This is a genomic window from Longimicrobiaceae bacterium (assembly GCA_036375715.1).
In the GTDB taxonomy this organism is placed as follows: domain Bacteria; phylum Gemmatimonadota; class Gemmatimonadetes; order Longimicrobiales; family Longimicrobiaceae; genus DASVBS01.
Genome location: DASVBS010000070.1, coordinates 1 through 10,899 on the forward strand (window position 1 = coordinate 1; position 10,899 = coordinate 10,899).

Here is a 10,899-nt window from a genome sequence, read left to right on the forward strand (position 1 = left end):
GGCTATGGCCGCGGGGATCTCCTCCGGGCACAGGTTCCACCGGCCGGACAGGACGATTCGGGCGCGGGTGCGGAGCATGTCAGCTCTGCGCCGGGCTTCGGCGCGGGCGCGTTCGCGGGTGAGGAGGGTCCGGTTCACGCCGCCACCTCCTCTAATTCTTCCAGCACGTCGAATAGCGTGGGCATCGACATCTTCTCTTCGGCCGCGCGGCAGTAATTCACAGCGTCGATCCAGTACCGGTGATTTAGTTCGTGGCCACGCCCGCGCCGCCCCTGCTGTATCGCCACGTAGGGCACCGTCCCCAGACCCGCGAACGGATCGAACACCAGCTCACCCGGCATGCTGAACTGGACGATCAGCCGTTCCACCAGGTCGAGTGGCATGGGGCAGAGGTGTTGCTCCTGGCCCTTCGCAGCCTGCATGGTGTTGAGCGTCCGCATGCGCACCACGTCGCTCCACACGTCCGGGTGCCACGACTGCGGCTGCAGGAGCATGAAGGTCGGGGGTAGCTGGCCGCGGAGCTCCAGTGCCTCGCCGATCCGGACGTGATGCTCGAAGTCGTAAACGTGGGTGTAGTTGTGCGCGCGGAAGATCTGGAAGACCTGATCAGCCGGGAGCCCCTCCAGGTCCTCGGGGCGGAGCAGTCGGTTTCCGTTGGAGCGGGCGAAGCCGTGCGCATCGATCTGCCATCGGGCGCGGCTGTACCCGTCCGGGTTCTCCCACCCGTCCTTCGTTGCGAACTTCTTCTGCTTCACCACCGGCCGATCCGCATAGCTGTTACTCCGATCGCTCGGTGGCTTGCGGAAGAGCAGCACGTACTCAGGCAGGCCAGCGCCCATCTTCGTGCCGTCTTTGCACTGCTCCGTCCAGCCGAGCCGGTAGGTCTGGTTGTTCTCCCGCACTACGTCGGTCACGATCGTCTTGCGCGCCATGAACGCGAAGCCGTGCTTGCGGAAGTGCCGTATGCAGTCATCCGAGACCGGGTTCACCGTCTGGAACCCCAGCCCGTTGATCCCACCCGGGACGATCCGGTCCTTCACGTGCACCGCCGCAATCCTTCCCGGCTCGAGCACCCGGAACAGCTCCGGCGTCAGGTAATCCATCTGGCGCCAGAAGTGATCGTCATCGTCCGTGTGCCCGAAGTCGTTATAGAGCGGCGTGTACTCGTACTGGTTCGAGAACGGGATGCTGGTGACGATGAGCTGCACGGAATCGCTCTCCATGCCCTTTGTCTCCAGCACCGTATCCTCGTTGACCATCGTCCACCCCTCCCCGCTCGCCTCGATGCGCTGCACGCCGATCGAGCGCTTCAGCGCCTCCGCCATTGCGGCTTCCGACAGCCCGTACTTCCGGATGATTTCCGCCATTTTCTCCACGAGTTCATTGTGTTGCTTCCACTTGCGTTCGAGGATCTTCCGCACCCCCCGCTCGGCCTCCGAGTAGATGAGGTGGATTGTGACCGGCTCGGTCTGGAGGAAGCGGTATAGCCGGTGGACCGCCTGGATGAACTCGGCGAACTTGAACCCAATGCCGAGGAACACCGCCTCGTGGCAGTGGCGCTGGAAGTTGCAGCCGCTCCCTAGCATCACGGGCTTGCCCGCCAGCTCGCGGATCTCGCCATCCGAGAAGGCGATGATCGACCGCTCTCGCTCGTCGAGGTCCTGGCTTCCGTAGACGCTCACGACGTCCGGGATGGCCGCCTCGATCGCCCGCCGCTCGGCCTCCAGGTCGTGCCAGATGATGCGGTGTCGGTCCGGGTTCTCCGCCCGGATCTCCATCAGCTTCGCGATCCGGTCCGGCAGGCTCTCCCGCTTCACCCGCGCAGCCGACGTGACGCTCACTTTGGAGTCGGCGACAAGGCGCAGCTGCCCGTCGCGCTCTTCACCGGCGAGCTTCGCGTGATCGGCTGCGACCTCGTGCCAGACGACATTCAGCGGCGGCAGCGAGTAACCTTCGTCGCTGAATCCGAGATCGGACGGCTTCTGGAGGAACAGCCCCCAGGTCGCAACCCAGGTCCAGAACTCCGCCTCTTTGTGGGGGTGCAGTGTGAGCTGGTCCGCCTTCTCGCTGTTGCGGCGGAAGAAGCGAGTCTTCGCTTCGCCTACCTCCATGATCCCCAGGAAGGCGGCGTAGCTGAGCAGCTCGATGTGTTCGTTGGGCGACGGGGTGGCGGTCGCGACGAACCGGTACGGGATCCCTTCGCCGGCCGGGCCGCTGCGATCATCGTCGGCGAAGAGGCGCATGAACTCGCGGAAGGTCTTCACCCCACCGAACCCACGGAGTACCGCTGCCTCGTCGAGGGAGGCGGCAACGAACTCGCGCGGGTCCAGCTTCCCGTCACGGACCGTCTCGTAGTTGGTAAGGTGGATCCCCGCTTCGTCGGCTTCTTCTATGCGGCGGATAAACTTGAGGCGCGTACCGAGCATGGCCGCGTCACGCATGAACTCCTGCCGCACGCCAAGCGGGGCGACGATCAGGGCGCGCCCACCGGCACGGGAGAGCACGAGCCGGAGGATCTCCAGCTGCATCACGCTCTTGCCGAGGCCGAACGCCGCGAATATCCCACGCCGGCCGCCACGGACCGCCCAACGCACCACCGCGCGCTGGTGGGGCTTCAGCAGCGGGTTGATCTCCGAATCGTCCACGTCGAAGCCGCGGGTCTCTACGGTGGCGGCCTTGGCTTTCAGGAAGTCCAGATAGCCCCTCACGCCGCCCTCCCCGCGCTCCAGCACGCGAAGCATTCGCCGGTGTCCCGCCGGACGCAGCCGACCGGAAGCCCGCGCGAGGGGCAATCCGGCTGGGCGCAGACCAGCGTGCGCGGGTAGGCGCAGCGCCAGTCGCGGCAGCGGTCGCCCTCGTCGTGCAGGGTGTAGAGGTGCGCCGGCCTCACGCAGAGGATGTTACCGCACCGGTGGAGCACGTAGGCGCCGGGCGGGGTCTCGCCCTTCGCCATGCGGTAGGCTTCGCGATGGGCCGGGCGCTGCCTGCCGGCCACCTTGAGGACGCCGTGACCACGCCGCTCGCAGCGCGCGCCGGTCCACAGCCAGCAGGAGCCGGATCGGTCCACCTTGGACCAGAAGCGGGCGGGGTCGGGGAGGGGGAGGGAGCGATCCCCGCTGGCAGATCCGCTGGCAGAAGTGCCCGAATCAGGGGTGAAAAAGCCTATCTGCTCTTCCCGAAAAGCTCCCGATAGTGTAGGTTTTGTGCGGCTAGTTGAGTGTGCCCCGTTCTGGCTGGCAGAAAAAATGCTTAAGTGAAACTCCGCTGAATTCCCCATTTTCTTCTCCCAAGCTTGTTTTTGCTGGCAGACCCGCTGGCAAGACCCGCCCTTCATAGCTTCCGAATCACCCGGTCGAGCTCTTCGTCTACGAGGTGCGAGTAGGTCTTCAGCACCATCTCGACAGTGTCCCCCATCAGCCGCGCGATCTTGAGCGGATGCACGTCCGCCATCGTGAGCCAGGACGCGAACGTGTGCCGCAGCGAGTGCGCGGTGAGCGCGTCCTTCTTCCGGCCGTACCTGATACCTCCCCGCTCGAACGCCTCCTTCGTCCACCACCGCCACGCGCTCCGGTTCAGCGGCTCGTCCTTCCCGCGCAGGCGGAACAGGTAGAGGTCGCCCGCGAACTCCAGCCGGATGTGCGCGCGGATCCACCTAGCGAGCCGCGGGTGCATCGGGATCGTCCGCTGGCTGTTGTCCGTCTTCGTGCTCCAGGCGAACTCGCCACCCCGGTTCTGGATGTGGATCTCCATGCGGCTCAGATCGACGTCGATCCCCAGGCGCAGGTTGGCCGCCTCCCCGGCGCGCAGGCCCGCGTAGATCCCCACCGCGACCCATGCGGCGTATTCGGTCCCGCGGTTCGCCCATAGCACCTTGGCCGCCTCGTTGCGGCGCAGGAACTCGACGCGAGTGCGCTTGATGCGTGCGGCCCGAACTCCCTTCCGGCTCCCGTGCCGGCGCCAGAAATTGCGCTGGATCGTCCGCGGCGTGCCGTGCTTCTCGCTGCGCTCTTCGTCCTCGTTGATGGCCCGGTCCCACAACTGTGCCGCGATGGAGTGCGCCACGGTCTGCGTGCGCGGCATCCAGGGCTTCCCGCCCGTGGTCTCCTTCGGTCCACTCAGCCACGCCTCGCCCTGGCTGCGCGTGATGGACCCCACCGGAACGTCCTTCGTGATGTTGCCGCCCGGTTCCCGCTCGACCCCGAAGTGCGCCTCCAGTCCCCGGACGATCACGAGGTAGGTGGCGACCGTCTCCGGGCTCCGGTGCTGGCCCTTCAGGTGCTTGAGCCAGGCGTCAACCGTCTCCCCGAGCATCACCGGCATCGGCGCCTTCCCAGCTGGCTCGTCGGGTGGAGCCTCGACGCTGGACAGGTCGAATGAGCGCACGGCACGATGGACGGCCTCGATCGACACCTTCCGGGCACGCAGTCGGGCGATCACCGCACGGCCGCGCTCAGTCTCGAGCAGCAACTTGAGCGATTCCGCCCGCGCGTCTCTCTCGTCGGGATCGTCCGTGCGGGCCAGGATGTTCAGCCGCCCGCCGGGCAGGCGCGGGTCGCGGAGATCGATTCGCAACGCCGTGCGCGTCTCGGCAGTGCTCACGCGCTCCGCTTCCGGGCGTGTGATCGCTCCTCGTAGTAGCGCTGCAGCGCGGCCCTTGAGATCCGATAGCTCGGCCGCTTCGCTCCAGGGCTCGACACGTCCAGTACCTCGGGCACGCCGTCGTTCCACCGGAACCACCCGGACTCGATGAGATCCCGCACCTGCTCGGGGCTCTGGCCGGTGCGGCGTGCGAACTCACCTGTGGTGAGCCCCGCGTAATCGAACTGGTGTTGCTGCCTCGTCCGCATGGCCCTATCCGATGAACAGGTGCACGTCCGCGTCCTCCGACCGCGCGAGCACGGCGTCGATCTGCCGCGCCCGGAATGCACGCACGCTCTCGCCCGGATGGCGGCGCGGGGTCACGTAGCCCGCGAACCGCTGGCGCAGCGACGGGCGCGGGAACAGGACGGAGAGGAGGAGGCGGATCACCTTGCCCCCTCCAGCGCCCGCAGCGCCTCCCGGGTGTCGAGCTGATCCACGGACGGCCCGGCGCGGTCGTCGTGCGCCTCGGTCGCCTTCTCGGCCACGGCCGCCAGGGCCGCCTCGTAGGCGGCGCGGCTGGGGAAGGTCACGGTGATGGTCTGCTGGCTCATTCGGATCTCTCTCAGGATTTGTCGGTTGACCCGCGCTCTCCAGTACGCCCTCTGCCGGTCCGGCCGCCCCCTTCGGTGCGGGACGCTCGGGTCCAGTCCCAGCCGCTCGCGGCGGCACTCATGGCAGACGGGCTTGTCGGTGTACGTGTTGACCGGGATGCCGCAGTCCACGCAGGGCTCGCGGCGCCTCGGTGGCCTCGTCTTGGTGGTCACTGTATCGGTGCAAGCAGCGGCAGGGGCGGCGCGTGGTGGTGATGGAAACTCGACTCAACATGGTGATTGTTGTGCGCTCGCCCCTGCCTGGATTTCATAGGTTCAGTCCCACTTGCTGCCTCTCTGCCGCCTCCCGCTCGGCCGCCTTGCGCATCGCCAACTCAGCCTTGAGCCAGGTGATGGCGTCGGAGGGCGTGCCCCGCGTGAATCCCTCCGCCAGCCGACGCTCCAGACCCGCGCGCTCCTCGTCGGTGAACACATGGCTCGCCATCATCTTGCGGATCAACACGGCCTGGGAGGTGGTGGCGTGGGTGGTCATGCCGCGGCGCGCACCTGCTCCCGGTGCGGCATCAGCTGCTCGCGGCAACGGTCCAGGTCCGCGACAAAGGCATCCAGCGCGGCGCCGAGCGCGGCCTGGAACTCCGCGTCCCGCTCGACCGTCACGCGCACATGCGGCAGGGCGGGCGAGTAGGCGAACAGATCCCACCACGCGCGGCCCGTCAGGTACATGTATCCCTGCACCTGTGCCCGGTAGTCCGCCGCGAGCTTATCAGGCTCGAGCATGTAGCCGATGTGCGTGTGCAGGGCGGGGCACTTGAAATCGACCCCGCCGTCCGTGCCGATCAGGCCGTCCGGGGAGCCGCCGACGCGGCCATCTTCGCGCAGCACGAACCCGACGCGGACCACGTCCACGTCGAATTGCATCTCGTAGAATGCGCGGGCCTCTCCCTCCATCTCGCGACCCCGGTCGGTCCACGCCGAGCCGCCGTTGCTCCAGTCGATCGGGTAGCCGAGCAGCCATTCCGCAAGGAGTTGGTTTCTGTACTTCGACGCGGATTTGCTCGGCTTCAGCGTGGCCGGCGTGATGATCTCGCTGAACCTCGACGCGGTGGGTATTCCGAGTCGGGCGTTCATCCATTCCGGCGAGCCCTGCTCCATCGTCAGGATCCTCATGCGGACCTCTTCGATTCGAGCGCCTTCACGGCGCGGCCCATGTCGGCGGCGCGCAGGTCGGAGAGCTCCTTGACCCCGAGCCAGCGGAGGAACTTCACGCGATCGACGCCCACCTCGTCGATCAGGGCGTCAAGGTCTGCCGCCTGCCGGTCGGTGATCGTGTCCGCGCTGTACTGACCGTTGCCGTCCTCGTCGTCGTCGGCGGTCGTGATCCCGAGCGCGGCGATCAGCGAGTACCGCATCCCGTAAGTCTGCGCGGCCCCGTACTTCTGCTGCGGGCTGCTGCCGGCTTTGGACTCGAAGGGCATGGAGACGTTGGTGGTCTCCGAGTGCCCCATCACATGCATCACGCGACAGGAGACGTGCATCAGCTTGTCGTCCACCCGCGTGTCCCACGTCCACGTCAGCCCATGCTTGGCCGCTACCGGGCGAGCCACCCGGTCGATCTCCTCCAGGGGTGCGTACGTGCCGGCCCGCCTTGTCCCGTTGCGCGTGACGCTGAACTGAGTGTTTTCGCGCGTCTTGGCGATCGGCGGGCAATCCTGGCGGAACGCCGCCAGCGCCTCCACGAATGCCGTCCGGGCGTTGCGGTCGGTGATCCGCTCCTGAAGCGCCACCAGCCGCTCCAGGGCCTCGACCGACATGTCCCGCTCGATGCCGAACTTGATGAGCGCGAGCACGCTGCCCGGCTCACCGCCACCCTCGTCGGCCACCGGAAGGGCGGCCTCGTTGTGCTGAATGATCTCCGTAGCCATCACGCCGCCTCTTATAGTTGGTTATCCGCATCCGACTCGCGCCGGCACTCCTCACACGCCGGGCACCCCGGATCGATCTCGGTTGTCGCCACCCGCCGCTCGGGGCAGTAGCCGCACAGCACGTCGCCGCCGCCCAGGCAGTCGGGGCAATCCTCGGCGCGCGTGATCGGCCCGTACCCGCCCGGGAACTCAGGCCCCAGGCGCGGGCCGCCGCCGAGCTGGCCGGTGCCGCAGCAGGTGGGGCAGGGGGTGGTGCTCACGATGCACCCCCCACAGCCGCAGCTTTTTCGTGGCGCGCCAGCACCTCCCGACGCTCGCGCAGATCGGCCAGCACCGTGCGGCCAGGGGCGGCCTCGTCCCGCGCTGCCCTCCGAAGCGCGCCCTGCTGATGCGCTAGCGCCTCGACCAGCGCCTCGGCCTGCGTGGGAGTCAGGTAGAGGCAAACGTCCTCGCTCTCCACGCGCCCTCTGAGGCTCGCGCTGGAATCGCCCGCGCTGACGTTGACCGTGGCCGAGAGGCTGACGTAGACCATCGGGCCGTCGAAGGTGCACGCCAGCCCCGCCTTGATCTCGCCGTCGCGGACGTGGATGCCCACATGGCGGCTCACTCCACCACCTCCGCACCCTCCGGCATCGCGGTGTGCGAGCCGCAGTTCTGGCACTGGCCGTATCGCGCGGGGATGATCCGCGCGCCCGTCTCGGCAGCCAGTCGCTCGACCCACGCACCGTACTCTGGCGCGGCGATCCAGGGGCCGCGGTGCCCGGTGGCGCAGGTCCGGCGGCGGGGCGGGATGCGCCCGGCGGCGAACATCCGCCGCAAGCGGGGTTTGACTGTTGGTGTGGCGTACATCAGATTCCTCCCTGTCGGGGTTCGGGCCTTGTGCGGCCCCGGCATGGCGTCGTCGGTGGCTCAATCACCGGCGGCGCCGACTCATTTGTAGGTCAGGCGCCCGCTGTCCTGCTTGGTCGTCTCGTAGAGCGGCCACCCGCCGATCTTGATCTCCACGAACCGCGCGGCCTCCGTCCGGTTCACCGGCGGCTTCTGCTGCCCCTCCTCCTGCGGTTCGTCCCGCTCCATGTCGATCCCCGCCTTCCAGCCCGCGAGGTAGATCACGCAGGCGCCGATGTAGAGGATGAGCGCGGTTTGCCAGGTCATCGGATCGCCTCCGCAGCCAACATGCGCCTGAGCGTCCCGATCACGCGGGGTAGGTATTGCTGGTGAATTCGGATCGCCTCGAGCGCCGCCCTCGGGTCGTGCGGGTCGCTCTCCCCCTCTCCCTCCCCCTCCTCCTCTTCCGGGGGCCAGACCTGATCGATCACCTCCCGCAACCACATCCACATCCGCAGTGCTCGATGCCTGCTCAGTCCAAGTCGTCGCATCAGTAGGAAGATCGCTGCGAGTCGGTAGAGGGGATTGGACGAATCGCCGTTCATCGCGCGGGAGATCCCGGTCGGGCTAACGCCGGGAAACGCGGCGGCCTTCATGCGCTTCTGCGACACCCCATCGAAGGCGGCGAGGAGCTCGCACGCGGCCTCGTCACGGAGGATGTCCGCCAGCCGTGCCAGGTCCAGTGCGCTCGGTACTCTCTTTTCCCGCCGCAAACCAACACCTGTTTTTTGCGCGACATTTGGCGCGTACGCGCCCATCGTGGTAGGGGTGGTCATGGGTGGGTGTGCCCGAAGAAGGGGGTTATGGGTGAACGGAAGCGGAGACGGACTGGTCCATGTCTCGGTGATCCTCGGCCGCATCCTGGCGGACCTCGGGATCGATCTTCCGGCGAGCGGCGGCGCGCTCCCTGTTGTGCAGCGCGAGGTGCTCCGACGCGCTGACAAAACGAAGGTTGAGGGGGTGGTTGTTGAGCTTGTCTCCGTCGATGTGGTGGATGTGCTCCCCGGGCTGGAGCCGCCGACCATACCAAGCTTCGGCGACGATCCGGTGCACGTACTTCCCGTCCCACCTGACGTATCCGTTGCTATGAAAGGTGATCTTCGGCCGCCTCGCAGAGCGGTGGCGCATCCGGACACCTCTGGCGACTAGGCGCAGGTACACGCTGTTGCTGTCGCATCCGAACTCGCGGCCGATCGCGTGGGTGCTGTGACCCTGCTCGTACATGGAGACCATGACGTCGATATCCTGCTCCGAAAATGGCAGCACCCGGGTCGCGCTGATCCGGAAGACTTTCAGGGAGTGCCCCTTCTTGAAGTGGCGATGCTCGCCCTTCTTGAGCCCCGTCTTGGAGCAGTCGTATGGCAGCACGGACGTGCGCTCGCCGCACCCGCACCGGCAGAGTCCGGCGGGGACGTTACTCATCGTTGACTCCTTCCTCGCCGATGGATTCGGAGCACGTCGAGCATATCGCGCTAATTCCTCCGGCGACTTGGAACGTCCGCCAGTGTGGGCCTTCCCGGCCGCAGCGCCCGCACGGCAGCAGTCGAACGGCCACTCGGGCGCGGTCGAAAGCCGAGGCGATTGCGCTGCCGAAGAGGTAGTCGGCGCCGGTGAGCGTAGGCATGGTCCTAAGCGGCGCGCTGCTGGGCGATGAACTGCTCGACCGCGTCTCGCACCGCCTCCTGCACCGACTGCTGCCCGCGGCGCAGGCGGATCGCCTCCAGCTCGGCCCATTGGGAGCGGCGGAGCCGGATTCCCTTGGGGACGGTGGCGTCCTTGTTCCGGTGCACCGGCTGCTTTACGTTGCTCATCTTGTGCGTTCGATCTGGCGTATTTCGTGCGTTTCCGGGCTTTTGCGCCGGTTTGGCGGCGCGTGCACATTCAGAGTAACGCGTACCTACGCGTAAATCAAGGGGCATGACGAAAAAAAGTTCCCGCAGCCCGGAGGACATGATCTCCGAGGCGCTATCGAGACTGCCGCCGAACAACTATGAAGCCGCTGAAATCCTGGGGGTTTCGGAGGGGTTGATACGCGGATGGCGGGCGGGTCAGTACCCGAAAACGCTGCGCGCAGATACGCGCAAAGCGTTGGAGGCGTTTCTGGCGGGGGTGGGGCGCTCGCGCCACAACGGGCACGGAGACGGGGCCGCCGACCACACCCCGGACGCCACCGATCCCACCTTCTCGCGCGTACTGGCGGAGTTCCGCGAGATCGACGCGCACCCGGACTGGAGCGAGCGGTCGAAGCTACTGCGCCGGGAGCACGTCCTGGCCGCGATGCGGGAGGTCAACTCAAACAGAGAAGCCCGCGCGGCGGAGATCCGGGCGCGGGCTATCGAGTTGGAGGCTGAAGCGGTGAACGGCCGGGCCAGGCCCCGGGCGGACGAACTCAGTTCAGACCGCGTTGAACGGCTGTGGGATATTGTGGAAGAACTGCTGCGCGCTCGCCGCCGGCAGGGCGAGGGAGGCGGCGAAGGGCGTCCGCCCACCAGTCAAGAGCCTGACGCCCCTGGTCCACGCGGCGGAGCAGGCTGACGCCTTCCTGGGGGTCGTCGCAAAGGATGTCTCCGGGGTGGGCTCCAATCTCGGGAATGGCACGTTCGACAACGAACAACTGACGGAACCTGTACGGCATGACGACTCCTGATAGGGAGGGTGGAGAACGACCGGCGTGGACAGTGGAGGAGCGGGCAGGTTGAATGCCGCCAACAAGGAACGGCGTAAAACTAACCCCGGCATCCGACACCGAACAATCACCCGGCAAGGGGTGCCCCGACGACTGCAACGATCCATGCAAAGTGCAAGGGGCGCCCGCACGCCCCTGCCGTCCCGAAAATCACCGACTACTACCGTTATGCGCCTCGATCCGACCGATGGGCAGCTGATCCACGCCTTCT

At 67.0% G+C, this 10,899-nt stretch carries 16 protein-coding genes; 1 reads left to right on the forward strand and 15 read right to left on the reverse strand.

Annotated features, from left to right (window positions below):
- Window positions 1-134: 134 nt before the first annotated feature.
- The 15 genes from VF167_15310 to VF167_15380 all read right to left on the reverse strand — a co-directional run bounded on the left by VF167_15310 (window position 135) and on the right by VF167_15380 (window position 9,813).
- Window positions 135-2,741: a DNA methyltransferase gene (locus tag VF167_15310; GenBank protein ID HEX6926789.1), complete on the reverse strand. Its 2,607-nt coding sequence runs from the start codon at window positions 2,739-2,741 to the stop codon at window positions 135-137.
- A complete protein-coding gene (locus tag VF167_15315; protein ID HEX6926790.1) occupies window positions 2,705-3,067 on the reverse strand; it encodes an HNH endonuclease in 363 nt (120 codons plus the stop codon). The genes VF167_15310 and VF167_15315 overlap by 37 nt, the downstream gene beginning before the upstream one ends.
- 263 nt (window positions 3,068-3,330) lie before the next feature.
- Window positions 3,331-4,599 carry a site-specific integrase gene (locus VF167_15320; protein HEX6926791.1) on the reverse strand — a complete coding sequence of 423 codons (1,269 nt, stop codon included), beginning with the start codon at window positions 4,597-4,599 and terminating at the stop codon, window positions 3,331-3,333.
- Window positions 4,596-4,847 carry a hypothetical protein gene (locus VF167_15325; GenBank protein HEX6926792.1) on the reverse strand — a complete coding sequence of 84 codons (252 nt, stop codon included), beginning with the start codon at window positions 4,845-4,847 and terminating at the stop codon, window positions 4,596-4,598. The genes VF167_15320 and VF167_15325 overlap by 4 nt, the downstream gene beginning before the upstream one ends.
- A 4-nt stretch (window positions 4,848-4,851) precedes the next feature.
- A complete protein-coding gene (locus tag VF167_15330; GenBank protein HEX6926793.1) occupies window positions 4,852-5,028 on the reverse strand; it encodes a hypothetical protein in 177 nt (58 codons plus the stop codon).
- On the reverse strand, window positions 5,025-5,192 hold the full coding sequence (locus VF167_15335) for a hypothetical protein (protein HEX6926794.1): 168 nt from the start codon (window positions 5,190-5,192) through the stop codon (window positions 5,025-5,027). Before VF167_15335 ends, VF167_15330 begins: the two co-directional genes overlap by 4 nt.
- 307 nt (window positions 5,193-5,499) lie before the next feature.
- Window positions 5,500-5,724, reverse strand: coding sequence for a hypothetical protein (locus tag VF167_15340; protein ID HEX6926795.1), 225 nt, complete (start codon window positions 5,722-5,724; stop codon window positions 5,500-5,502).
- The gene (locus VF167_15345; protein ID HEX6926796.1) at window positions 5,721-6,359 is read right to left on the reverse strand and encodes a YqaJ viral recombinase family protein; all 639 of its coding nucleotides are present in this window, start codon (window positions 6,357-6,359) and stop codon (window positions 5,721-5,723) included. The genes VF167_15340 and VF167_15345 overlap by 4 nt, the downstream gene beginning before the upstream one ends.
- Complete coding sequence (locus VF167_15350; protein HEX6926797.1) at window positions 6,356-7,114, reverse strand: ERF family protein; 759 nt, start codon at window positions 7,112-7,114, stop codon at window positions 6,356-6,358. Before VF167_15350 ends, VF167_15345 begins: the two co-directional genes overlap by 4 nt.
- A gap of 256 nt (window positions 7,115-7,370) precedes the next feature.
- Entirely contained in the window at window positions 7,371-7,721 is a 351-nt protein-coding gene (locus VF167_15355; protein HEX6926798.1) for a hypothetical protein, read from the reverse strand.
- On the reverse strand, window positions 7,718-7,963 hold the full coding sequence (locus VF167_15360; GenBank protein HEX6926799.1) for a hypothetical protein: 246 nt from the start codon (window positions 7,961-7,963) through the stop codon (window positions 7,718-7,720). The genes VF167_15355 and VF167_15360 overlap by 4 nt, the downstream gene beginning before the upstream one ends.
- Before the next feature lie 81 nt (window positions 7,964-8,044).
- Window positions 8,045-8,269, reverse strand: coding sequence for a hypothetical protein (locus tag VF167_15365; GenBank protein ID HEX6926800.1), 225 nt, complete (start codon window positions 8,267-8,269; stop codon window positions 8,045-8,047).
- A complete protein-coding gene (locus VF167_15370) occupies window positions 8,266-8,715 on the reverse strand; it encodes a hypothetical protein (GenBank protein ID HEX6926801.1) in 450 nt (149 codons plus the stop codon). Before VF167_15370 ends, VF167_15365 begins: the two co-directional genes overlap by 4 nt.
- A gap of 88 nt (window positions 8,716-8,803) precedes the next feature.
- The gene (locus VF167_15375; protein ID HEX6926802.1) at window positions 8,804-9,424 is read right to left on the reverse strand and encodes an HNH endonuclease signature motif containing protein; all 621 of its coding nucleotides are present in this window, start codon (window positions 9,422-9,424) and stop codon (window positions 8,804-8,806) included.
- A 206-nt stretch (window positions 9,425-9,630) separates the two neighbouring features.
- Window positions 9,631-9,813, reverse strand: coding sequence for a hypothetical protein (locus tag VF167_15380; protein ID HEX6926803.1), 183 nt, complete (start codon window positions 9,811-9,813; stop codon window positions 9,631-9,633).
- A 106-nt stretch (window positions 9,814-9,919) separates the two neighbouring features.
- Between VF167_15380 and VF167_15385 the strand changes: the two genes are divergently transcribed.
- Window positions 9,920-10,537 carry a hypothetical protein gene (locus VF167_15385; GenBank protein HEX6926804.1) on the forward strand — a complete coding sequence of 206 codons (618 nt, stop codon included), beginning with the start codon at window positions 9,920-9,922 and terminating at the stop codon, window positions 10,535-10,537.
- The last annotated feature ends 362 nt before the right edge of the window (window positions 10,538-10,899 follow it).

Coding starts and splice junctions, on each gene's coding strand:
- VF167_15310 (HEX6926789.1), bottom strand. CDS start 2,741: ATGCTTCGCGTGCTGGAGCGCGGGGAGGGCGGCGTGAGGGGCTATCTG.
- VF167_15325 (HEX6926792.1), bottom strand. CDS start 4,847: ATGCGGACGAGGCAGCAACACCAGTTCGATTACGCGGGGCTCACCACA.
- VF167_15335 (HEX6926794.1), bottom strand. CDS start 5,192: ATGAGCCAGCAGACCATCACCGTGACCTTCCCCAGCCGCGCCGCCTAC.
- VF167_15340 (HEX6926795.1), bottom strand. CDS start 5,724: ATGACCACCCACGCCACCACCTCCCAGGCCGTGTTGATCCGCAAGATG.
- VF167_15345 (HEX6926796.1), bottom strand. CDS start 6,359: ATGAGGATCCTGACGATGGAGCAGGGCTCGCCGGAATGGATGAACGCC.
- VF167_15350 (HEX6926797.1), bottom strand. CDS start 7,114: ATGGCTACGGAGATCATTCAGCACAACGAGGCCGCCCTTCCGGTGGCC.
- VF167_15360 (HEX6926799.1), bottom strand. CDS start 7,963: ATGTACGCCACACCAACAGTCAAACCCCGCTTGCGGCGGATGTTCGCC.
- VF167_15365 (HEX6926800.1), bottom strand. CDS start 8,269: ATGACCTGGCAAACCGCGCTCATCCTCTACATCGGCGCCTGCGTGATC.
- VF167_15375 (HEX6926802.1), bottom strand. CDS start 9,424: ATGAGTAACGTCCCCGCCGGACTCTGCCGGTGCGGGTGCGGCGAGCGC.
- VF167_15380 (HEX6926803.1), bottom strand. CDS start 9,813: ATGAGCAACGTAAAGCAGCCGGTGCACCGGAACAAGGACGCCACCGTC.
- VF167_15385 (HEX6926804.1), top strand. CDS start 9,920: ATGACGAAAAAAAGTTCCCGCAGCCCGGAGGACATGATCTCCGAGGCG.